The following is a 21,566-nucleotide window of genomic DNA, read 5'->3' on the forward strand; positions in this document are numbered from 1 at the left end:
ATTCGCCGATTAAAATATGGCTTGGCATCGCGGATCGGCGTGTTGTCCAGATAGTTGTCGTATTTGTACTGCCGTGCCTAAGGATCAGGTGAGTACGATCGAGCCATGGCACACCGAAAACAATGACCTCCGATGGCCTTCCGTACAGGTCGCCTATAGGGCTACCCTTTCCGCCGAATGCCGGTTGAGCCCCGGACAAATCACCTCCCCCAGTGCGGCCGCCCCGGCAGCTTAAAAGTTGCAGCTGTATTGATATTCGAAAGGGAAAAAGACGGTGTCGACCACCAAAGAAAACGGCGCATCGATTAGTAAAAAGGGAATCAGCTTTCCCTTGGATGTGCCTACCAGCCACCAGTCAAACCGCAATCCGATGTAGGGGCATCGGTGCTTGTCGTAATCCATCCGCATAGCGGTTGCCATGCACCCGCTCAAGCTGGCAATCAGCACCAGAAAAATCGCCTTTCGAATCACGTAACGTCCTTATTACTTCTTTGCGCAGAACTGCGTAGACGCAGCCACGCAAAGTTAGTCACCCATCCCCGACACACTCCCCTCCGTGCCTAACGGCAACCAGCGGAGCGGATGAGTGCATCCGACTGTTGTAGGATCCCCCCCACTCTGGAGACGACCATGTCAGCTCTACGCACGCCTATCCCGGAAGACGACTTTCTCGATACGTAGGCTGATCAGGTGGGAAGACGGCGGGATTTTGCACACCTGGCCGAGGTGTTCAAACATTCACCAGCGGTTGCCGATGATTCTGATCGGAGCCGATTTCGAAACTCGGGATTGGATGCTCAGGCGTGTCGCGACACCATATGAACCTGGCGAGAAAGTGTCACGAGCATTTCAAGATCGAGTCTGGCGGAACTACAGCGGGACCTGGGCGACGACGCGATTTTACACAACGCCCACCTTCGTTATCAAACCTTGCCACAACCGGTCACGGAACGACGCCTAAACGGCCAGACCTACAGAAGCATCCTTTTTACCCCTCCCCACTACCTCCACCTGCGCGATTCTGATCTCGTTAATGATGTACAAGGCCTGACCGCCATCGTAGTTCTTCATCACGTCTCTTTCCGCTTGCTCAGCTAAAGCAAAGAGATCAATACCCAGCTCCTTTGCAGCTTCCATAAACGAAACCAGTGCCTTGGCACGCGCATCCGCGACAACATCACCCATAAATTCTCCTCGTTCCGGCTCCATGCCGGGCCGAACACAAATACCCTAATCCAAACCAAATTGCCACCATCGGTCACGGAGGGCGGCGCCTGGCTGGAGAAATCCATGAATAGCCCCCGCGCATACGTCCGACAGCACGATCAGGTGCCCACCGAAATTAGCCGCCGCGTCATCACTCGCAAGAACAGCATGTGCCTACCGGGGCCTCAGTGAAACGATCAATCAACCGGGCGCACCAGCGCTGCCGACAGACCTGGCCGGACTTCCGAAAGCGGCCTCGGAAATCAGCGATATGGGTGACACCAGCCTGCTGCTTGAGCACACAAAAGGCGACATTACTGAGCGAGTTCATTGCCGCGTCGGCGCCATCGCGAAGCCGTCAAAATAGACTAAAAAGAGTTCCATAACTCGAAACGTGCCCCTTGTAGAATGCGGCATGTAAAGGTGCTCGAAAATCAGAATAATGGAACGAAAAATCGCTATAAGCCGCGTATTTACTGGTTTCTATCGCGGTTTTGAAAACCGTCGTCTGTAACAGGTTCGTGAGTTCGAATCCCATCGCCTCCGCCATTCATCGATGGCAACGAACGACTCCCCTCATCTTCGTCACACCGCTGCGGCTTCAATCGCTCTGGAACGCCAGGCAAAAGCCAACACCATCAGCAGCCCCAGGCCTGCCATCGCCGCTCCGGCCAGGGAAATCGCCGGATAACCCAGACCCGCGTTGATCACCGCTCCGCCCAGTGCTGCGCCAATCGCATTGCCAAAATTGAAGGCGCCAATGTTCACCGCAGAGGCCAGATTGGGCGCGTCCTTCGCTGCTTCCATGACGCGCATTTGTAGCGGCGGCACCAGGGCAAAGCTGGCGCCCCCCCAAATCAGGATGGCTATGGCGGCCGGCAGCGGCCAACGCATCAGTACGGTGAACGCCAACAAGACGAGAATCAGCACGCTCAACGAGACAATCAAGGTGCGATCTATCGAACGGTCGGCGGCCTTGCCGCCCCACATGTTGCCCAGCGTCAACCCGACACCGAATAGCACCAGCATCGCGGTGATGAAGGCGGTGGACGCATGGGTCTCGCTGCTGAGGATCGGCGCGATGTAGGTGAAGACGGTGAACATGGCACTCGAACCGACGACGGTCAGGGCCAGCGCGCCCAGCACCGGGCCACGCCCCAACACCCGAATTTCCGCCATGGCTCCGACGCTTTGCGGCGTCTTCAGGTTAGGCAGGGCGAACCACAGCGCGGCCATGGTCACCACGCCGAGGCCGGTAATACCCCAGAAAGCGGTGCGCCAACCGAACAGTTCGCCAAACCAGGCGGCCAGCGGCACACCGCCGATGGTCGCCAGGGTCAGGCCCATGAACATCGCCGCAACCGCCCCGGCACGTTTCTCCGGGGCGACCACGCTGGCGGCGACGATAGAGCCAACGCCAAAAAATGCACCATGGTTCAGTGAGGTCACCACCCTGGCGACCATGAGGCTGTAGTAATCGGTGGCCAGGGCTGACATCAGATTACCCAGGGTGAAAATCGCCATGAGCCCGATCAGCAGATAGCGCCGGGGAATCCTGCCGGTGGTCAGGGTCATCAGCGGTGCGCCGAGCAATACGCCCAGCGCGTAAGCGCTGACCAGCAAACCGGCGGCGGGAATGGAAACGCCCAGATCCGCAGCGATACCCGGCAACATGCCCATGGGGGCGAATTCTGTTACGCCGATGCCAAAGGCACCGATTGCGAGTGCGACAAGTGGTGGATTGATACGCATGGAAAGCTCCTTATCTATGCCGCTGATGCTACGATCCAGTCTTTTCAGGCGGTAGATAGTATTTTTGGCAACCACCTTTGCGCAGGAGGCACAAGTGGATTTCAACGGCAGATCAGGTGAAATGAGCGTGTTCACCACCGTGGCGCAGGAAGGCAGCCTGTCGGCCGCCGCGCGTGCACTGGGCCTGACACCCTCGGCAGTCAGTCGGATCATCGCGCGTACCGAGCAACGTCTTGGCACCCGTCTGCTGTTGCGCACCACCCGAGCGATCACCTTCACTGCCGAGGGCGAAGCGTTCCTGCGCGGCGCCCGGCGTATCCTGGCCGACATGAACGAGGTCGAAGAAGCCATCGCCGACCAGGGCGTACCCAAGGGGCGGTTGCGGGTCAGTGCCGCCCTTGGCCATGGACGGCTGGCCATCGTTCCCTTGGTCGCAGCATTTAGCGCCCGTTACCCGAACATCGTCGTCGACCTCACCCTCGGCGACGAAGTGGTCGACATTCTCGGCGGGCAGGCCGACGTCGCGATCCGCTTTGGCCATCTGCCCGACAGTCCGCTGACCGCGCGCAGGATCGGCACCACCGGCCAGGTCGTGGTGGCATCGCCCGAGTACCTGCAGCGCCACGGCATCCCCCAGGAACCGGAAGACCTGCTACAGCACAACTGCCTGCGCTTCAACTTCCGGCGTGCCGAACCCAACTGGCCGTTCATCCGCGATGGAAAAGAGTTTTCCCTGAAGGTCAGCGGCAACATCGAATGCAGCAGCGGCGAAGCGCTGGCACAACTCGCGCGAGTCGGTGCCGGCATTGCACGTATCGGTGAGTTCAGCGTGAGCGAGGATCTGCAGCGCGGCGACCTGATTGCGCTGTTGGAAACCTCCAACCCCGGGGACCAGGAACCGATTCATGCGGTGTTCGTCGGCGGGTCGGCAATGCCGGCGCGGGTGCGATTGTTCGTGGACTTCTTGCTGGAACATCACCGGATGTAAGCACGCTCACTGGCCTGACCAAGGTGGCCATCGTCTTCCCCGAAAGCAGGCTCTCGCTGATGCAAAACCTACTCAGCGTTGGCGAAGGCCATTTCTCCCGCGGCGCTCAACAAGCCACCGATGTGGTCGGGTGCGCGTGAGCAAATCTCCAGCGATGCATGTCCACGTTACTCATGACTGTAACTGCACGGTCATGGCGCGATATACATTCAGCCCCTGCAGATCGCTGGCCCTGGCCTGAGCGCAATCCAGTTTTGCCAGCCAGCGGTGTGCAGGGGTCTTGTCCAAGGCAACGGCGTGCAGCGCTAAAGGCGTAAGGCCTAACTCAATCAGCACGTGAGGGCCTTGTTCACTGATCAACAGGAATTCGTTCGTGCCCACGGCAACTACCTGGTCCGGCCCGGCATAGAGGTTGCGTCTCCAATCAGTGATGTGCGACTGCCAGCGGGAAAAATTGCCACCTCCTTTTTGGCGATACTCGTCGCTTTGCAATACGGCGAGCGTATCGACTGAATGTAAAGCCAGGTAGGCCGGGCAAGTGCCGCTCAAGGCTTTGAAACGCTGTGAGGCGCTGAAACCGCTCACCGAGATCAGCGCCGGCAGTTTTTCCAGGCTGTAAAAACCATTCCACTCGGCTTCGCTGGCGGGGTCAGCGTAGTTGCATTCGACTGTGTAAATCATAAAGTCACCTCACTGATTGATGTTCCATCATGCTAGTGGCACGGTAATGACCCTTAAAACGATTTTTCGGCACCACTTAGTGACCAAAAATCAAGGTGGCTGTCTTGACTCCAGGAAAGACCATGCGTCGAAAACTCCCCAGTAACGCAGCACTGATTGCCTTTGAAACAGCAGCCCGCCATGGCAGCTTTGCCCGTGCCGCAAACGAATTGGCCTTGACCGAGGGCGCAATCAGTCGGCAGATAGGCCGCCTGGAAGCCTTTCTGGGCGTCACCCTGTTCGAGCGCGTTGGCAACCGCGTGCGGCTCTTGCCTAACGGTGAGCGCTACGCGGCGCAAGTGCGCGAACTACTCGACCGCCTCGACAGGGACTGCCAGTATTTGATGGGCCAGCCCAGAAACGGCGCAAGCCTGGATATCGCCGTCAGCCCAACCTTTGCCCTGCGCTGGCTAATCCCGCGTTTGTCTGGCTTCAACCAGCAACACCCAAATATCTGCGTACACCTCTCGGAACGCATGGAACCGTTCGTACTTGCCGGCAGCGGCTTTGATGCCGCCATCCATTTTGAGCACCCGGCCTGGACAGGCATGCACACGCACCGCCTGTTGAACGAAGTGTTAATTCCGGTTTGTCACCCTGCCCTCCTGAATCAAGGCAAGCAGGCAACGGCTCTGGATTCACTGCCGCGATTACACCGACGACAGAACCCGGATGCGTGGCAGCGCTACGCTCAGGAAACCGGGATTATCCTGACCAACCCGGCGATGGGCGCGCACTACGATTTGCATGCGATGTTGATTGAGGCCGCACTGGCTGGTCTCGGTGTGGCACTCGTACCGCGACTGTATGTGGAAGCAGAGCTGGCGCAAGGCCGTCTGGTTGCACCATGGCCGCAGGAGAAGAATGTCGCCAAGACCTTTTGTCTCGTGTTGCCTGAACCACTCAAGCTGAGCCGCGCGCCCGTCCAGGCCTTTGCACATTGGCTGTTGGAAGAGGCGCAGGTGAAGTAAGGTCCCGAATCTTTCTTTGCATTGAATGGCATTGCGTCACTTTTTGAGCTTGCTGAAACGTTTCATCACGTTTATAAAAAGGGCACAACTCCAAGAAAGGCTGCTGCCATGACCCCGCTCAAACTCTTCGTTGCCCTCAGCGCACTGTCCGCTGCCTCCCACGCCATGGCTTGGGATTACGTCCTGCTCGATACCGACAACGCCGCCCGGAACTGGCAGGTCACCAGCCAGCAACTCGGCATAAAAACCGACAAACCCTTCAGCGTGTCCCTGCGCACCTTGCATGGCGGTCGACAGGAGGGCGTCAGCATTGTCGACATCGATAACGGCACGATGAAACTCTCGGTAGTGCCCACACGGGGAATGAACGTCTTGCAGGCCTCGGTCGGCAATGTGCGCATGGGCTGGGATTCACCGGTCAAGGAAGTGGTCAATCCGTCCTTCATCGAACTCAATGGCCGCGGTGGTCTGGGCTGGCTGGAGGGTTTCAATGAGCTGGTCACCCGCTGCGGATACGAATGGGTCGGCCACCCTGGCGTCGACAATGGCGAACTGCTGACCCTGCACGGTCGGGCCGCCAACATTCCTGCGAACAAAGTCACCCTGCACATCGATGAAACACCACCGTACGCCATCACCCTGCGCGGCGAACTGAAGGAGCAGGCGTTCAAGAAGGTCGACTTCTCCGTCGCGACCGAACTGGTCACCGCACCCGGCAGCGTAGCGTTCGCCCTCAACGACACCCTGACCAACAACGGCGACTATCCGAAGGAATACCAGGCGCTGTATCACAGCAACTTCAGCACCCCGTTCCTGGAACAGGGCGCTCGTTTCGCCGCGCCCGTGAAACAGGTGTCGCCGTTCAACGACAAGGCCAAGGGCGATCTGCCCGACTGGCAAACCTACCGCGCACCGACCAAGGACTACGACGAAACGGTCTACAACGTGGTGCCGTATGCCGATGCCAAGGGCGATACGTTGGCCGTGCTGCACAACAAGGCCGGCAGCCTGGGCGTTTCGGTCGGTTTCAATACTCAGACACTGCCGGTGTTTTCCCTGTGGAAAAACACCGATACCCAAGGTCAGGGCTATGTCACGGGGCTGGAGCCGGGGACCAGTTTTTCCTACAACCGCCGTTACCAGCGACCACTGAACCTGGTACCAACAATTGGGCCGAAGGAACACAAGCAGTTCCGCATCAGCTACAGCTTGTTGGCGGATAAGGCGGCTGTGGACAAGGCCTTGAAGCAGGTAAACGAGATTCAGGGTGGGCGCGAGACCGAGGTGCGGCAGACGCCGCTGGTTGATCTGAGCAAGGGGTGATACTGGCTAGAGCATTGCCGGCCGATATTGCAGCGCCTCGGCCAGATGTTCGCGCCTGATCCCGTCAGCTGGTTCAAGGTCCGCCAGCGTGCGCGCGACCTTGAGCAGTCGATGGGCTGCTGTTTGCCTGATGACGTAATCGGTCATTGTCCGCTCTGGCCGATTGCTGCCTGTCATGACTGACCGAAATCGACGCCTCACGGCAGACAGCCCGGCCACTGGTATCAAGTGTCGGATTGATGAGCAGCCCAGTGCTTCATCTCTTCTGCAATGAAGTGATTCACCAGGTCGCTGTACATTTTCTCGATTGCATCTGGATTCAGACCCTCGGCCTCTGCCCACTCGCGTCGAGTGACCAGCATGGCCTTGAATCGCTCCGGCGCACGTACTGAAGTCGCCGAGGTCTTGAACTTCGAGGCCGCGAGTACGTAGTGAAAGCGCTTGCCCAACAGCTGGATGACAGCCTGATCAAGGGCATCGATCTCGCGCCGGATGTCCTCCATGCCTGCACACGCTTCGGGCTGCAAATGATTGATGACTTCCATGTAGGGACACTCCGTTTGTTGAAAAAATCCTGGGACTTCACCGTCCGGTGACGACCGATTGCAGTGATCAAAGAGCGGTCGCCTTCAGCGCCTGCGCTATTTACGCCTCAATAAATGATAGTGACGAAGGCACCCATACGGATACCCCCGTCGTTTACGGCTATTCGGTTTGCGTGCCACGGGGAAGGACGCTGAGGATTTCCATCAGAAACTCGATAAACACATTAATCCGGCTGGAGCCACGGTGATTAGGCAAGTACAACGCGTTGATGCACGTGCTGGCACTGCCGGGATTGATCTCGTAATGCTCGAGCACCCGGGTCAACCGGCCGGCTGCCACGTCTTCGCGCACCAGCCAGTCGGCCAGCAGCGTCACCCCACCTCCGCCGATGGCTGCTTCGCGCAGAATATCGGCGTTGTTGCTTTGCAGGCGGCCGTGGACGTTGAGCTGAATGGGCGCTTCCTCACTCTGAAAGGTCCAGTGCTGGTGTGTGCCGCCGTAATCGAAACGCAGGCATTGATGCTCGAGCAAATCCCGTGGGTGACATAGCGCCGCGCTACGGGCCAGATATTCGGGACTGGCCACCACCCAGCGTTCGAAATGCCCTACCCGTTTGCTGACGATGTCTTCACTGACCACGGAAGACCCCAGCCGGACCGAAACATCGATCTGTTCGCTGAGCAGGTCACTGACCTGATCGCTCAGCGACAGACTGATCTCAAGACCCGGATGCCGCTCGAGCAAACGGCTCAGGTGCGGCGCGATAAGGCGTCGCCCGAATTCCACCGGCACGCTGATGCGCAGTCGGCCCTGCGGCTCGCTGCCACGGTCAGCGACGACGGCATCGGCTTCGTCGATCGCGTCGAGAATCGCCACGGCTTTTTCGAAATAGGTCTGGCCGGCGACGGTCACGCTGGTGTTGCGCGTGGTGCGATTGAGCAGGCTCGCACCCAGCTCGTTTTCCAGCCCCGCAACTTGCCGTGTCACTGACGACGTTGAGATCCCGAGTTTGCGCGCGGCTGAGGAATAGCCCCCGCAGCGCACGGTTTCAACAAACATCTTCAGTGCCAGCAACTTGTCCATAAGCGGGGTCCGGTCGTAAGGGATCCCGGACGATTGTGCATCACTGCTCGCCCGTCGTCTTGTACCGGCGTGCTTGCACGCCCTCGCCCGGTGTTCAGACATCGGCCTTGCGGCTCACGAACAACCCGAGCGCAAGCGCTGGCAGCAACGCCACCGCGACGGCGGACAGGTTCCAGCCGAAATGCTCGTACAGCGGGCTCGCGACCAGAGACCCCAGCGCGCCGCCGACGAAAATGCTGGTCATGTACACCGCGTTAAGACGCGCACGGCTGTGTGGATCAAGGGCGTACACCTCACGCTGACCGAGCACCATGTTCAATTGCACGGCGAAATCCAGCAGCACCGCACACACCACCAGCCAGACATAGCCGCTGCCCGGTAGCGCGGCGATCAACAGCGACACCGGCGCCAGCAACAACGCGACCTGTGTGCCGCGACGACCATGTCCGGCATCGGCCAGACGCCCGGCAATCGGCGCCGCAATGGCACCCACCGCACCGACCAAAGCGAAGATCGCCACGTGCGCCTGAGTGAAGCCGTGGTGCCGCATCAGTTCAATCGGGGCGAGGGTCCAGAACAGGCTGAAACTGGCGAACAGCAGCCCTTGGTACAACGAGCGCTGACGCAACACCGGATAACGCCGGGCCAAGGCAAACACCGACCCGATCAACGCAGCATACGTAGCTTTATGCGTCGGCAGCCGACGCGGCAATGCCACAGCGGTAATCAGCGCGATGAGCGCCATCAGGGCCGCAGCGCTGTAAAACACCCCGCGCCAGCCGAACACGTCGACCAACAGGCTCGACAGTGGCCGCGACAACAGAATGCCCAGCAGCAGACCGCTCATGATATTGCCGACCACGCGGCCACGGCTGGCCTCGGGTGCCAGGTGCGCCGCCAGCGGTACGAGGATCTGCACGGCCACCGAGGTGAGGCCGATCAACAAGGACAGCACCAGGAACATCGACGGCGAATGGGTCAGTCCGGCGCACAACAGCGTGACACTCGCCGCGAGGGTGAAGCCGACCACCAGACGGCGGTTTTCCATCAGGTCGGCCAGTGGCACCAGCAGCAACAGACCCAGCGCGTAGCCAAACTGCGTGAGCGAAACGATCAGGCTGGCATTGGCGCTGGACAGACCGATCTGCGGCGCAATCAGCTCAACGATCGGCTGAGCGTAATAAAGATTGGCCACGACCGCGCCACAGCAGAACGCAAGGAACGCGACCATCAGGCCGGAAAGTGAAGTTGGCTGTTCGGCGCTGGCCGCAACGGCCGGGTTGCCCGTGAGCATGATGACACCTCATTGAGTTCAGGAACGTGCTGCCAAGGCTACGGCCGCGTGTCGATGAGCAGAATCCATGCGTCAGGCAACGCAGTGATGCGTCCCGCGCAACGTCGCAGCCGTTGCTTTTGGCGCAACGCGCTGTTGCGTGCGCCGGTGATTCTCCAGCACTGGCGGTTTCTCTACGCTTTGGCCCTTGGCGCAGCCGTCTACATCGGCGCCCTTCCCCGGCCGTTACAAGGAGCGTTGTCATGACCCGTATCCCCTCCGTTCTGCCATTGCCTGCCGCGTTTTTCTCTGTCCCATGAGCCGCCCATTCCTGAAATCCAGAACGCTATGGATCAGCGTGGCAGCCGTCGCTGTGCTCGGCCTGATCGGCGCCGCATTGCTGATGTGGCGCCCGGCAATTGCGCCCATCGAACGCCCGGCGACGTTCGAGGCCACACAGTTGCAACGCGGGGCGCGAGTGGTCGAGGCCGGTGATTGCGCGGTCTGCCACACCCGCCCCGGCGGCGAATACTTGGCCGGTGGGCTGCCGTTGGTGACACCGTTCGGCACGCTGTACAGCACCAACATCACCCCGGATGCACAGACCGGTATCGGCCAATGGTCCCTGCCGGCATTCGAGCGGGCGATGCGCCAGGGTATTGCCCGCGACGGTCACTTTCTCTATCCGGCATTTCCGTACGTGCACTACCGGCGCATGAGCCAGGCGGACATCGCCGACGCCTATGCCTACTTGATGAGCGGCCCCGCCGTGCACGCGCCGGCCAGGCAGAACCAGATGAATTTCCCGATGAACATTCGCCCGCTGGTGTCGTTCTGGAACCTGCTGTTCCTGCACGGAGAACCACTGACGCCAGTGGCACAGCGCAGCGAGGCGTGGAATCGCGGGCGTTATCTGGTCGACGGCCCGGGCCATTGCGCCGGTTGTCATTCGCCGCTGAACCTGATTGGCGCGGAAAAATCTTCGGAATATTTGCAAGGTGGCAGCGTTGACGGCTGGCAAGCGCCAGCGTTGGTCGGTATGGGCCAACGCGCCGCGCCGTGGAGTCGCGAGCAACTGGTTGGCTATCTGCGCGCCGACGTGGTCGATGGCCACGGTACGCCCGCCGGCCCGATGCGGCCGGTGAGTTTGAGTCTGGCACGCTTGCCCGCCAGTGAAGCCGAGGCGATTGCCGAATACCTGCTCAGCCTGGAGAACCCGAGTTCGGTGACAGAGACGACACTAAAGCCCCCCGCCAGTGAACCGGCAGACCACTCGACCGGCGCCCTGCTCTTCAACAGTGCCTGCGCCGGATGCCATGGCCCGGCAGCGCCGATGCGCGCAATCGATGGTCGCCCGGGACTGCAAAGCACCTCGGCGCTGCAAGCGGCCAGCTCGCGCAACTTTCTCAAGACCGTGCTCGAAGGCTTGCCTGCAACGCCCGGATCGCCCGGCCCGGTGATGCCACCGTTCGCCGCCAGCCTCGACAACACGCAACTCGGCGCACTCGCCGCGTATCTGCGCCAGCAAACCAGACCCGATCAGCCTTGGGCCGACCTCTCTTCCACTATTGAAGCGTTACGTCAGGAGACGAAATGAGCCAGATCACTCTCAACGTCAACGGAGCCGCGCAACCGCTGGAGCTGGAGCCGGACATGCCGCTGCTGTATGCGCTGCGCAACCACTTGAACCTCAACGGCGCCAAGTACGGCTGCGGTCTGGGTCAATGCGGCGCCTGCACGGTGATCGTCGATGATCAACCGGTGTTCGCCTGCCTGACGCCCTGCGCCGGCCTCGAAGGCAAAAAAGTCCGCACCGTGGAAAGCCTCGGCAGCGCCGAGAAACCTGGGCCTTTGCAAGCGGCGTTCATCGAGAAACAGGCCGCGCAATGCGGCTACTGCATTGCCGGCATGCTGATGCGCGCGCAAGCGTTGCTCGAGCGCAATCCACACCCGGATGAGCAAACCATCCGTGAACACATGGCCGTCAATCTGTGCCGCTGCGGTACGCACTTGCGGATCATCGAAGCGATCAAACAGGTGGCCGGGATCAACGGGAGCCTGACATGAGTGAGTCCAATGGTTTGAACCCGAGTCGGCGCGCCTTCCTGCGTGGCGGTGCGTTGCTGGTGGCGTTCACCCTGATGCCGGTGGCACGGCGGGTTTTGGCTGATACGGAAGTCGATACGCTGGGCACCGTGATACTCGCGCCCGACCTCCCCGGAAGCCTGCGCACCAACCCCTGGCTCGACGCCTGGATCCGCATCGGTGCCGACGGCATTACGGTCTACACCGGCAAGGTCGAATTGGGCACCGGGGTGAAAACCGCACTGCTGCAAATTGCCGCCGAGCGTTTGCAGGTGCCGGCAACCGCTATCAACTTGCTCACCGCCGACACCGCGCTGACGCTCAACGAAGGCTACACCGCTGGCAGCCACAGCATTTTCGACAGCGGTACCGCGTTGTATAACGCTGCCGCGCAGGTGCGCGAAATGCTCGTCGATGCAGCTGCCCGCAGTTGGCAGGTTGAGGGGGCGCTGCTGAGCACTCGCGGCGGGGTGATCGAAGGCACGGCCGATCAGCGGATGACTTACGCCGAGGCGGTCAAGCATGTCGATGTGCACCAATACGCCAAGGCAAAGTCACCGGCGATGGCCGCCGCAGACTTCAAACTGATCGGGCATTCGTTGCCGCGCCTCGACATCCCGGCGAAAGTCAGCGGCGGTGCGGCATTCGTCCAGGACATGCGTCTGCCGGGCATGCTGCATGCGCGGGTGATCCGTCCGCCACGTCCGGGCTGCACGCTGCAAGCATTCGATGAGGCGTCCATCGAGGCACTGGCTGGCGTGGTCAAGGTGATCCGCGACGGAAACTATCTGGCGGTGGTTGCCCGTGATGAGTGGCAAGCGATCAAAGCCATGCGCAGCGCCAGCGAAGTTGCGCAGTGGAGCGGCGGCGAGGCGATTCCCGAAGCCGCCGAGATTCATGGCCTGCTCAAACGTCTACCCTCGCGACGCTATCCGATCAGCAACGACGGCACGCCGAGCGGCAAGGCCGACACGCGTTTTCAGGCGCGGGTCACCAAGCAGTATCTGATGCATGGCTCGATAGGCCCCTCCTGTGCGGTGGCCTGGTTCAAGGACGGCATTCTCACCGTCTGGACCCATACCCAGGGCGTGTATCCGTTGCGCGCCGGCATCGCCGAAATGCTGCACCTGCCCCCTGAGCGGGTGCGTTGTATTCACACCGAGGGTTCAGGCTGTTACGGGCACAACGGCGCCGACGATGCCGCCGCCGATGCGGCCTTGATTGCCATGCGCGTGCCCGGAACGCCGGTGCGCGTGCAATGGATGCGCGAACAGGAAAATCTCTGGGAGCCCTATAGCTCGGCGATGGTGGTCGAGGTCGACGCGGGGCTGATGAAAAATCGACTGCAGGATTGGACTTACGATCTATGGACGACGCCGCACAACGAACGCATCGTCAACGCCGGGCGCCTGTTGCCGGCGCGCTTGCTCGCCCGGCCCTTCGCCTCGGCGCCATCAGTGCCGATCGCCCAGCCCGAAGGGGATGGAGATCGCAACGCGGTGCCGCTGTATGACCTGAACTCGACGCGCATCAACATGAACTTCGTCACCGAAATGCCCTTTCGTACCTCGGCCATGCGTTCGCTCGGTGCGCACATCAATATCTTCGCCATCGAGGCGAGTCTCGACGAGTTGGCGATCAAGGCCGGAATCGACCCGGTCGCGTTGCGTCTTGCCCATCTGAGTGACCCGCGTGCCCGCGCGGTCGTGGAGCGTGTACGGGATGCGATCGGCTGGCCGCAAAAAAGCAGCGAGCCCGGCGCCGGCATCGGTTTCGCCTTTGCTCGCTACAAAAACATCATGGGTTACTGCGCCATCGCGGTGAAGCTGCGGGTGCATCCGCAGACCGGCGAGATCCGCATCGATCATGTGGTGACAGCGGTGGACGTTGGCCAGATCGTCAGCCCCGATGGCCTGCGCAATCAGGTCGAGGGCGGCATCGTGCAGTCCGCGAGCTGGACCCTGTACGAAAAAGTCGCCTACGACGCGGGGGGCATTCGCAGCTACGACTGGAGCGGTTATCCGATTCTGCGTTTCACCCAATTGCCGAACAAAGTCGATGTGCATTTGCTTGACCAGCCGGGAGAACCCTTCCTCGGTGCCGCTGAAATCGTCCAGGGTCCGATGGCCGCCGCCCTTGGTAACGCCGTCGCCAACGCCACCGGCCGGCGCTGGCTGAACCTGCCGCTGACCCGTTCGAACCAACCCGTCTGAGCCACGCCCGTGTTCATCGCTGATGAGCACGGGCGCCGTTGCGTAGCGCGCAAAACAGCGTAGCGCCGGCCACGGATTATCACACCCGCTGCCCCCGGTTAATTTACCTGCACTGAGTCGCAGCCCTGCTGCTGCGTTTGAATCCCGTTGATTGAATCTGGAGCTACCCATGACACGTCGTCTGTTCCAACCCATCGCACTGGGTCCTTACACCCTCGCCCATCGCGTCGCCATGGCGCCGTTGACTCGCTCACGCGCCGGTCAACCGGGTGATGTGCCAACGACGATGAACGCCGAGTACTACCGCCAACGTGCCAGCGCGGCGCTGATCATCACCGAAGCCACACAAATCTCCCGCCAGGCTCAGGGCTACGCGTGGACGCCGGGCATCTACACCCCGGAACAGGTCCAGGCGTGGCGCGCAGTCAGCACCGCGGTGCATGAGGCCCACGGGCTGATCTTCATGCAACTGTGGCACGTCGGTCGTGTTTCCCATCCCAGCTTTCAACCCGACGCCGGCCTGCCCGTGGCGCCTAGCGCTCTGCCGGTGCCCGGCAAGACGTTTATCGTCGATGAAAACGGCAACGGCGTCTGGGGTGATGTGCCCGTGCCGCGCGCTCTGGAAACGGCGGAAATCGCAGACATCGTCGAGGACTATCGCGTGGCCGCGCGCAACGCGTTGAATGCGGGCATGGACGGCGTGGAAATTCATGCCGGCAATGGCTACCTGCTCGACCAGTTTCTTAACAGCAACAGCAACCAGCGTGACGATGCCTATGGCGGCAGCGTGGAGAATCGCGCGCGTTTTCTGCTGGAAGTGGTTGCGGCCGTTGCTGAAGAAGTCGGTGCCGAACGGGTTGGCGTACGCCTGACGCCGATGGGGCGCTTTATGGGCATGGGCGATGACACCCCAGAGGCGACGTTCGGGCACCTGGTCGAAGCGCTCAATCAATGGAATCTGGCGTACCTGCACCTGGTCGAGCCTGCGATGGTCGGCACGGTGAAAGACGAAAACTTCGACCCGCGCTGGGACGCGATCATTGCCCAGTTGCGCAAGACCTGGAACGGCGTGCTGATCCTGGCTGGCGGTTACGATGCGCAATCTGCCGAACAGGCGCTGATCTCCGATCGTGCCGACATCATTGCGTTCGGCCGACCATTCCTGGCCAACCCTGACCTGCCGCGTCGGCTTCACGATGGCCTGACACTCAACACGCCAGACCCAGGCAGCTTTTTCGGCGGGGATCAGCGTGGCTACATTGACTATCCATTTCATGCCTGACAAGCACATGCCGGCACGGGTTTCATGACTTTCAAGGTTTGCTTGAGGACCTTGAAGGTCGGCAGCGGACAGACTTTCCCGAATGATCAGGAAAGCCGCCACGCTAGACGAAACCAAGCTATCACTGACTGCGCGAGAGCCATCATGTTATAGCTTGGTCGTGCTGCATCATCTCCTGTCGTCAATCCTCAATGTAGAAACTTTACCCAGCCAGCAACTGCAAGTGACGCAAAACAGGTCCAGCCTGAGAAAAGCCAACGCCACACGAGCATCCGCGGGACAAAACCCACACCTCTCACGAAGGCCACACTCATGGCTGCGAACAATGCAGTTGCCAGAGCATGGTCAGGCTTCCCGTCAGGGGCGGCCATCATGGGGGGATAGAGCGTGCAGGCGAGCATGATGACTAAAGCGATTACCAGACTCAGCAAATGAATTTGTGAGGATGGTGGTGGGTTAGCCACACGCGGCATCATGACCGTGTCTCGTCGTTGTCGCTCAAGGCTCGGCCAGCTTCGTTCTCGCCCCACATCGCATTCAATATGGCCAGTAGCAATGCAAAACCGACCCCCAGCATCCAGGCGAAATACCACATGCTTATTACTCCTTTGCCATCACTTAGTAGGCGGAATGTTCGTTGGCTTTGATCTGTGCGGCGGTGACCTTGCCCCTCATGACGCGATACGCCCACGAGGTGTAAATCAAGATCAGAGGCATGAAGATCAACGTGGCCCAGAACATGATGGCCAGGCTTAAGTGACTGGAGACGCTGTCCCACACGGTAAGACTTGCCGCAGGCATCGTGGATGACGGCATGACGAACGGAAACATCGATACGCCTGCCGTGCTGATAACACCGATTACCGAAAACGATGACGCGATAAACGCTGAAAGCGTGCGGCGCACCATCAGCAACAGGGCGGCACCTGCTGCGCCACTCAATCCCAGTGCGGGCAGCAGCCACAACAAAGGATAGTGACCGTAGTTGGCCATCCAGGCTCCAGCTTCGCGTACCACGGACTTGCTGAGAATGTCAGGCAGTCCGGCTGTATCAACGACCGATGTAATCCGATAGCCATCGATCCATTGCAGCCAGATGCCGGCAACAATAAATGAACACACCAGGACAATCGCCGCACCAACCCCGCCTTTGATTGCCCTTGCCTGGATAACCCCTTCAGTGCGATGCGCCAGATAAGCACCGCCCTGCAAGGTGATCATTGCACTACTCACAACGCCGGTCAGAAGCGCAAAGGGATTCAGCAGTTGCCAGAAGCTACCGGTGTAAGTTGATACCAGAAGGTCGTTGAAGTGGAACGGTACACCTTGCAACAGGTTGCCAAACGCAATCCCGAACACCAGAGGCGGCACTGCCCCACCCACAAAGAGCCCCCAATCCCAAGTGCTGCGCCAGGTGGCGTTGTGAATCTTGCTGCGATAGTCAAAACCCACCGGGCGGAAGAACAGCGCCCAGAGGACCAGAATCATCGCCCAGTAGAACCCGCTGAATGCCGTGGCATACACCACAGGCCACGCCGCGAACAATGCGCCGCCCGCGGTGATGAACCACACCTGATTCCCATCCCAATGCGGACCAACGGTGTTGATGACAACGCGGCGCTCCATGTCATTGCGGCCAACAAAGGGCAGCAGCGTACCTACCCCCATATCGTGGCCATCCATGATGGCGAAGCCGATCAGCAATACACCAACCAGTGCCCACCAGATAATTTTCAGAGTGAAGTAATCAAGCATGGTGGAGCTCCTTCAAATGGGCATCGTGAACATAACGGCCGGTACCGAGGCTGCCAGGACCCTGACGGGCAAACTTGACCATCAGGAACATTTCAACCACCAGCAGCACGGTGTAGAAAACGATGAATCCGGCCAGCGAGCCATAGAGATTGTTGACGCTAAGCGTGGATACGCTCATGTGGGTCGGCAGCACGCCGTAAATGGTCCAGGGCTGGCGGCCGTACTCAGCGACGAACCAGCCCAATTCGCAGGCAATCCATGGCGCAGGCAGCATGCAGAGCGCCCAACGCAGTAACCAGCGGCGTCGCGTGCAGGTCGACTTCAAGGTATTCCAGAAGGCAAGCCCGAAGAGCATAAGCATGGTAAAGCCAAGGGCTACCATGATCCGGAACGCCCAGAACATAGGTGTCACGCGCGGTACGGTATCGTTTACGGCCTTTTCGATAATGGCCGGCGTGGCCTGGTTGACGTCCTCGACATATTTCTTGAGCAGCAGACCAAAGCCCAGATCGGCTTTGTATTCTTCGAATGTCTTGAGAGCTGCCGAATCGGTGCGATCGGCCCTGACGGCTTCAAGGGCATTTACGGCACTAATGCCTCGGAGAATTCGAGCGCGGTTCTTTTCTTTAATCTCATGAATGCCTGGAATTTGTTTGCTGACTGATCGTGTGCCGATCAGGCCCATCAGCCATGGCACTTCAACTTCCCAGTTATTTTTGGACTCGGCTTCATTAATACTGGCTACCAATGTCAGGCCCGCCGGAGCAGGCTTCGTTTCCCACATGGCCTCCATGGCAGCCATCTTGGTTTGCTGCGCTTCACCCACCGTGTAACCCGACTCATCACCCAGCACGATCACGCTCAGCACTGAAGCCAGACCGAAGGCCGCCGCCACCCGAAAACTTCGTTTGGCAAACTCGACATCCCGATTCTTGAGCAAGTACCAACTCGAAATCGACAGCACAAACATCGAACCGGTGACGTAGCCGGCTGAGACGGTGTGGACAAACTTGGCCTGTGCTACCGGATTGAAAACCACCGCCCAAAAATCCACCATCTCCATACGCATGGTGATGTAACTGAATTCTGAACCCACCGGGTTCTGCATCCAGCCATTGGCGATCAAAATCCACAAGGCTGAAAGGTTTGTACCCACCGCCATCAGCAGCGTGACCAGCAAGTGGTGCTGTTTCTTCAGGCGATCCCAACCAAAAAAGAACAGGCCGATCATGGTCGATTCAAGAAAGAACGCCATCATGCCTTCGATTGCCAGTGGCGCACCGAAGATGTCGCCGACATAGTGCGAGTAATACGCCCAGTTGGTGCCGAACTGAAATTCCAGGGTAATGCCCGTTGTCACCCCCAGGGCGAAGTTGATGCCGAACAACTTGCCCCAGAAGCGCGTCATATCTTTCCAGATAACATTACCGGTCATCACATAGACGCTTTCCATGATGACCAGTAGCCAAACCATGCCAACCGTGAGTGGTACAAAAAGAAAGTGGTAAAGCGCTGTGGCTGCAAACTGCAGCCGAGACAAATCCACCAGGTGTTCTGAAATCACTTGCTTGCCCCTTGAGTCGAGGTGGGTACACCGAAACGGTTGCCGATGGTGTTCGAGTCGACACTGACGTGCGAATCCCGGATGAACAGCCACCACAACACTGTCAGCACCAGTAGCTTGATCACTACTGCCGTGAGCAGATGGCGTCGCAGTCGTTTGTCGGAAATGGTCATGTCTATGCAGTTAGCACACCGCATGCCAAGGGGGAGCAATCTTGTTTTATCGTGTTAAAACAATTAGTTAGACAATAATCCAGCGATGCGCGGAACGAGTTGGCAGGTCAGTGCGCTGCCAATCTGCCAGGGGCTGGCAGTCATTGGCAGACTAGTGGCATGAGCGCTGGCTACTAGGCCAGCCCCTGCTCTTTCAGGCGCCTGTACAGCGTTCGTTCGCTAATTCCCAAGTGCTTGGCCAACTCACCGCGGGTACCTTTGAAAGTAGCCAGTGCCTGTACCAGCGAGCTGCCGTCGAACGGAGTTGAAGGAGAGGCATGAGCAGGTGCCAGCACGGATGCCTGGGGCAAATGTATGGAGCGGATCACACCATCGTCAGCGAACAGACTGGCTCTTTCCAGAACATTGCGTAATTCACGGATATTCCCGGGCCAGGAAAACCGCTGTAATTGCGCCAGAGCATCCGCATCTATCGTTAGCCGACGCTTACCTGTACCGGCACGTTGCAGAAATGAATCCACCAGCAAACCAATGTCTTCAACGCGGTTGCGCAACGGCGGCAATTGAATTGGAAAGGCGCTGATGCGGTAGTACAGGTCCTGCCTGAACTCGCCCTTCTCCATCATTTTTTCCAGGGGTTTGTGGGTCGCCGCAATTAACCGGAAGTTGGCATGTAGCGTCTCGACACCGCCCACACGGCGATAGGTGCCCGATTCGATCAGGCGCAACAGTTTCACCTGCATGGCCAACGGAACATCGCCAATCTCATCGAGAAACAACGTGCCGCCTTGGGCCGTTTCAACCAGGCCAGGCTTACGCGTGGTGGCACCGGTAAATGCTCCTTTTTCATGACCGAACAGTTCGCTCTCAAATAACGTTTCGGTCAATCCAGAGCAATCAACGACGACAAAGGGTCCAGTGGCCCGGTCGCTGGTTTCATGTACCGCACGGGCGAACAGCTCTTTGCCCGTACCGGACTCGCCCAGCAGCAGCACCGGCAGCATTGATGGTGCGACCCGCTGCAGCTCCGAAAGGGCACGGTTAAAGGCTGGTGAACAGCCAACCAAGCCTTCGTTGCTGGGTCGCGCTGAGGCGCTGCGGACCAGGGTGAGACGCTCCACATAGGCGGTAATAACTCCGTGCTCGTCTAGAATCGGACGCAATTCAACGTCGACATGCTCGGGGCCCCGAGGTGTGTGGTGAATGTGCAAAACGCGATCCGGTCCGCGCATTTCCTGCGCCTTTTTCATCGGGCAGTTCTCACCCGCCTGATCACACGGTACGTCGTAATGGTGCGAGATTTGATAACACTTATGGCCGATAAAAGGTTTATCAGCGCTGCCAAACTGACGCTGATAGGCCGTATTGGCAGCCAGAATGTTGTAGTCCGGATCGAGCACGATCATCGGCTGGGGTTCGTGCTCAAGGAACGAAACAAGTGACTGCACTTGATCCGAGTGCGGGAGTGAATTGCTTGGGATGGGCAGGATAGTCTTCATCGTGGCTCCTGAGAATCCGTCCATCCTGTTATGGCACTGCCACCGCTGTCAATACGGACTGCCAATGGCAGTAAATCAAGGATGATGCAGAAAAAACAAAACCACTTATAGAAAATTAAACCAATAAAATCATATAGATATGATCCTTACTCTGTACAACTCTAGCCTGGCAGGCTTATTGCTATGTCAGTCCTTAGTGTGAGCGGCTTGGTAAAAGCCCCTAAGGAGACAGGTCATGAGCGTCAAACTTCACGTCGAAGGATTCTTCGATTCTGCTACCAATACCGTCAGCTATCTTGTGCTGGATGAGGCTACCCACCACTGCGCGTTAATCGACAGCGTACTTGATTACGACCCTAAGTCCGGCCACACCGCCACAACGTTTGCCGACAAGTTGATTGCGAGGGTGAACGAACTCAATGCGAGGGTCGACTGGATTCTCGAGACCCACGTCCACGCGGACCATCTCACGGCAGCGCCCTATCTGAAGGAAAAGCTCGGTGGACAAATAGGCATCGGCAGCCAGATTTCCACGGTGCAGGAAGTGTTTGGCACGCTGTTCAATACGGCTGGCGATATGCCCCGCGACGGAAGTCAGTTCGATCATCTGTTCGTCAATGACGAACCGTTTGCCATTGGCTCGCTGCAATGTCACGCGCTCCATACACCGGGCCATACACCCGCCTGCATGACTTATGTGATCAGCGATGGAACCGAAACGGCTGCATTCGTCGGTGACACCTTGTTTATGCCTGACTACGGTACTGCACGCTGTGACTTTCCCGGTGGAAATGCCCGCACGCTGTTCCAGTCAATTAACAAGGTGCTGAGCCTTCCGGCCAATACGTTGCTTTACATGTGCCACGACTACCAGCCAGGTGGGCGCGAGGTGCAATTCGTCAGTACCGTGGCCGACCAGCGCGCGCACAACGTTCACGTGCGTAATGGCATCAGTGAGGAGGAGTTCGTGGCGATGCGCACAAAGCGCGATGCATCGTTGGAAATGCCGACGCTGATCCTGCCTTCGGTTCAGGTCAACATGCGCGCCGGGCACTTGCCTGAGCCCGAATCGAACGGGACGCGCTACCTGAAAATCCCGCTCAACGTCGCCTGACGTTGCCTTCCCCAAATTA

General features: G+C 59.1%; 22 protein-coding genes and 1 pseudogene. 9 read left to right on the plus strand and 14 right to left on the minus strand.

Going from position 1 to position 21,566, the window contains the following annotated elements:
• Positions 1-231: 231 nt before the first annotated feature.
• A complete protein-coding gene (locus NN484_RS22930) occupies positions 232-471 on the minus strand; it encodes a YceK/YidQ family lipoprotein (protein ID WP_274657975.1) in 240 nt (79 codons plus the stop codon).
• 486 nt (positions 472-957) lie between these two features.
• Positions 958-1,185, minus strand: coding sequence for a hypothetical protein (locus tag NN484_RS22935; RefSeq protein ID WP_215500287.1), 228 nt, complete (start codon positions 1,183-1,185; stop codon positions 958-960).
• A 265-nt stretch (positions 1,186-1,450) separates the two neighbouring features.
• On the opposite strand from NN484_RS22935, the pseudogene NN484_RS22940 reads away from it, so the two are divergent.
• Positions 1,451-1,573, plus strand: a pseudogene (locus NN484_RS22940) (integrase); the annotation flags it as partial.
• Between the two features lie 218 nt (positions 1,574-1,791).
• Here NN484_RS22940 and NN484_RS22945 read toward each other — a convergent pair.
• Positions 1,792-2,958, minus strand: coding sequence for an MFS transporter (locus tag NN484_RS22945; RefSeq protein ID WP_274657976.1), 1,167 nt, complete (start codon positions 2,956-2,958; stop codon positions 1,792-1,794).
• A 94-nt stretch (positions 2,959-3,052) separates the two neighbouring features.
• Here NN484_RS22945 and NN484_RS22950 point away from each other — a divergent pair, with 94 nt between their 5' ends.
• Positions 3,053-3,946, plus strand: a complete 894-nt coding sequence (locus NN484_RS22950) for a LysR family transcriptional regulator (protein ID WP_274657977.1) — start codon at positions 3,053-3,055, stop codon at positions 3,944-3,946.
• A gap of 171 nt (positions 3,947-4,117) precedes the next feature.
• Here the strand turns inward: NN484_RS22950 and NN484_RS22955 are convergent, their stop codons facing one another.
• Positions 4,118-4,627: a sugar ABC transporter gene (locus NN484_RS22955; protein ID WP_215500290.1), complete on the minus strand. Its 510-nt coding sequence runs from the start codon at positions 4,625-4,627 to the stop codon at positions 4,118-4,120.
• Between the two features lie 122 nt (positions 4,628-4,749).
• Between NN484_RS22955 and NN484_RS22960 the strand changes: the two genes are divergently transcribed.
• Together NN484_RS22960 and NN484_RS22965 are read left to right on the plus strand one after the other, a co-directional pair.
• Positions 4,750-5,637 carry a LysR substrate-binding domain-containing protein gene (locus NN484_RS22960; protein WP_274657978.1) on the plus strand — a complete coding sequence of 296 codons (888 nt, stop codon included), beginning with the start codon at positions 4,750-4,752 and terminating at the stop codon, positions 5,635-5,637.
• Positions 5,638-5,745: 108 nt separating this feature from the next.
• Positions 5,746-6,960, plus strand: coding sequence for an aldose 1-epimerase family protein (locus tag NN484_RS22965; protein ID WP_215500292.1), 1,215 nt, complete (start codon positions 5,746-5,748; stop codon positions 6,958-6,960).
• 6 nt (positions 6,961-6,966) lie between these two features.
• On the opposite strand, the gene NN484_RS27260 is transcribed toward NN484_RS22965, so the two are convergent.
• The 4 genes from NN484_RS27260 to NN484_RS22985 form a co-directional block, all read right to left on the minus strand.
• A complete protein-coding gene (locus NN484_RS27260; protein ID WP_343228787.1) occupies positions 6,967-7,302 on the minus strand; it encodes a magnesium chelatase subunit ChlI family protein in 336 nt (111 codons plus the stop codon).
• Entirely contained in the window at positions 7,185-7,505 is a 321-nt protein-coding gene (locus NN484_RS22975; protein WP_127646915.1) for an isochorismate lyase, read from the minus strand. Before NN484_RS22975 ends, NN484_RS27260 begins: the two co-directional genes overlap by 118 nt.
• 160 nt (positions 7,506-7,665) lie before the next feature.
• Entirely contained in the window at positions 7,666-8,589 is a 924-nt protein-coding gene (locus NN484_RS22980; protein WP_274657980.1) for a LysR family transcriptional regulator, read from the minus strand.
• 94 nt (positions 8,590-8,683) lie between these two features.
• Positions 8,684-9,883: an MFS transporter gene (locus NN484_RS22985; protein ID WP_274657981.1), complete on the minus strand. Its 1,200-nt coding sequence runs from the start codon at positions 9,881-9,883 to the stop codon at positions 8,684-8,686.
• A gap of 337 nt (positions 9,884-10,220) precedes the next feature.
• Between NN484_RS22985 and NN484_RS22990 the strand changes: the two genes are divergently transcribed.
• From NN484_RS22990 to NN484_RS23005, 4 genes are all read left to right on the plus strand, one after another.
• Positions 10,221-11,459: a c-type cytochrome gene (locus tag NN484_RS22990; RefSeq protein WP_425518794.1), complete on the plus strand. Its 1,239-nt coding sequence runs from the start codon at positions 10,221-10,223 to the stop codon at positions 11,457-11,459.
• Entirely contained in the window at positions 11,456-11,929 is a 474-nt protein-coding gene (locus NN484_RS22995; protein WP_127646907.1) for a (2Fe-2S)-binding protein, read from the plus strand. The genes NN484_RS22990 and NN484_RS22995 overlap by 4 nt, the downstream gene beginning before the upstream one ends.
• On the plus strand, positions 11,926-14,160 hold the full coding sequence (locus NN484_RS23000) for a xanthine dehydrogenase family protein molybdopterin-binding subunit (protein WP_274657983.1): 2,235 nt from the start codon (positions 11,926-11,928) through the stop codon (positions 14,158-14,160). The genes NN484_RS22995 and NN484_RS23000 overlap by 4 nt, the downstream gene beginning before the upstream one ends.
• A gap of 169 nt (positions 14,161-14,329) precedes the next feature.
• Entirely contained in the window at positions 14,330-15,442 is a 1,113-nt protein-coding gene (locus tag NN484_RS23005; protein ID WP_215500297.1) for an alkene reductase, read from the plus strand.
• Between the two features lie 188 nt (positions 15,443-15,630).
• Here NN484_RS23005 and NN484_RS23010 read toward each other — a convergent pair whose 3' ends face one another.
• The 6 genes from NN484_RS23010 to NN484_RS23035 form a co-directional block, all read right to left on the minus strand.
• Positions 15,631-15,918 carry a cyd operon YbgE family protein gene (locus tag NN484_RS23010; protein ID WP_215500298.1) on the minus strand — a complete coding sequence of 96 codons (288 nt, stop codon included), beginning with the start codon at positions 15,916-15,918 and terminating at the stop codon, positions 15,631-15,633.
• Positions 15,915-16,037, minus strand: coding sequence for a cytochrome bd-I oxidase subunit CydX (gene cydX / locus NN484_RS23015; protein WP_127646899.1), 123 nt, complete (start codon positions 16,035-16,037; stop codon positions 15,915-15,917). Before cydX ends, NN484_RS23010 begins: the two co-directional genes overlap by 4 nt.
• A gap of 23 nt (positions 16,038-16,060) precedes the next feature.
• Positions 16,061-17,197, minus strand: coding sequence for a cytochrome d ubiquinol oxidase subunit II (cydB, locus tag NN484_RS23020; RefSeq protein ID WP_274657984.1), 1,137 nt, complete (start codon positions 17,195-17,197; stop codon positions 16,061-16,063).
• The gene (locus NN484_RS23025; protein WP_215500300.1) at positions 17,190-18,761 is read right to left on the minus strand and encodes a cytochrome ubiquinol oxidase subunit I; all 1,572 of its coding nucleotides are present in this window, start codon (positions 18,759-18,761) and stop codon (positions 17,190-17,192) included. Before NN484_RS23025 ends, cydB begins: the two co-directional genes overlap by 8 nt.
• Complete coding sequence (cydP, locus tag NN484_RS23030) at positions 18,758-18,934, minus strand: cytochrome oxidase putative small subunit CydP (RefSeq protein WP_010459233.1); 177 nt, start codon at positions 18,932-18,934, stop codon at positions 18,758-18,760. Before cydP ends, NN484_RS23025 begins: the two co-directional genes overlap by 4 nt.
• 173 nt (positions 18,935-19,107) lie before the next feature.
• Positions 19,108-20,433, minus strand: a complete 1,326-nt coding sequence (locus NN484_RS23035) for a sigma-54 interaction domain-containing protein (RefSeq protein ID WP_274657985.1) — start codon at positions 20,431-20,433, stop codon at positions 19,108-19,110.
• Positions 20,434-20,668: 235 nt separating this feature from the next.
• Here NN484_RS23035 and NN484_RS23040 point away from each other — a divergent pair, with 235 nt between their 5' ends.
• Positions 20,669-21,547 carry an MBL fold metallo-hydrolase gene (locus NN484_RS23040; RefSeq protein WP_274657986.1) on the plus strand — a complete coding sequence of 293 codons (879 nt, stop codon included), beginning with the start codon at positions 20,669-20,671 and terminating at the stop codon, positions 21,545-21,547.
• Positions 21,548-21,566 lie beyond the last annotated feature (19 nt).

This window comes from Pseudomonas serboccidentalis, from assembly GCF_028830055.1.
GTDB classification, from domain to species: Bacteria; Pseudomonadota; Gammaproteobacteria; order Pseudomonadales; family Pseudomonadaceae; genus Aquipseudomonas; species Aquipseudomonas serboccidentalis.

What these genes read in the sequence shown, in the direction of transcription:
- cydP (WP_010459233.1), bottom strand. Translation starts at nt 18,934, where the DNA reads ATGACCATTTCCGACAAACGACTGCGACGCCATCTGCTCACGGCAGTA.
- cydX (WP_127646899.1), bottom strand. Translation starts at nt 16,037, where the DNA reads ATGTGGTATTTCGCCTGGATGCTGGGGGTCGGTTTTGCATTGCTACTG.
- NN484_RS23040 (WP_274657986.1), top strand. Translation starts at nt 20,669, where the DNA reads ATGAGCGTCAAACTTCACGTCGAAGGATTCTTCGATTCTGCTACCAAT.
- NN484_RS22980 (WP_274657980.1), bottom strand. Translation starts at nt 8,589, where the DNA reads ATGGACAAGTTGCTGGCACTGAAGATGTTTGTTGAAACCGTGCGCTGC.
- NN484_RS23035 (WP_274657985.1), bottom strand. Translation starts at nt 20,433, where the DNA reads ATGAAGACTATCCTGCCCATCCCAAGCAATTCACTCCCGCACTCGGAT.
- NN484_RS23005 (WP_215500297.1), top strand. Translation starts at nt 14,330, where the DNA reads ATGACACGTCGTCTGTTCCAACCCATCGCACTGGGTCCTTACACCCTC.
- NN484_RS22975 (WP_127646915.1), bottom strand. Translation starts at nt 7,505, where the DNA reads ATGGAAGTCATCAATCATTTGCAGCCCGAAGCGTGTGCAGGCATGGAG.
- NN484_RS22995 (WP_127646907.1), top strand. Translation starts at nt 11,456, where the DNA reads ATGAGCCAGATCACTCTCAACGTCAACGGAGCCGCGCAACCGCTGGAG.
- NN484_RS22960 (WP_274657978.1), top strand. Translation starts at nt 4,750, where the DNA reads ATGCGTCGAAAACTCCCCAGTAACGCAGCACTGATTGCCTTTGAAACA.
- NN484_RS23010 (WP_215500298.1), bottom strand. Translation starts at nt 15,918, where the DNA reads ATGATGCCGCGTGTGGCTAACCCACCACCATCCTCACAAATTCATTTG.
- NN484_RS22985 (WP_274657981.1), bottom strand. Translation starts at nt 9,883, where the DNA reads ATGCTCACGGGCAACCCGGCCGTTGCGGCCAGCGCCGAACAGCCAACT.
- NN484_RS23000 (WP_274657983.1), top strand. Translation starts at nt 11,926, where the DNA reads ATGAGTGAGTCCAATGGTTTGAACCCGAGTCGGCGCGCCTTCCTGCGT.
- NN484_RS22955 (WP_215500290.1), bottom strand. Translation starts at nt 4,627, where the DNA reads ATGATTTACACAGTCGAATGCAACTACGCTGACCCCGCCAGCGAAGCC.
- NN484_RS22965 (WP_215500292.1), top strand. Translation starts at nt 5,746, where the DNA reads ATGACCCCGCTCAAACTCTTCGTTGCCCTCAGCGCACTGTCCGCTGCC.
- NN484_RS22935 (WP_215500287.1), bottom strand. Translation starts at nt 1,185, where the DNA reads ATGGGTGATGTTGTCGCGGATGCGCGTGCCAAGGCACTGGTTTCGTTT.
- cydB (WP_274657984.1), bottom strand. Translation starts at nt 17,197, where the DNA reads ATGCTTGATTACTTCACTCTGAAAATTATCTGGTGGGCACTGGTTGGT.
- NN484_RS22945 (WP_274657976.1), bottom strand. Translation starts at nt 2,958, where the DNA reads ATGCGTATCAATCCACCACTTGTCGCACTCGCAATCGGTGCCTTTGGC.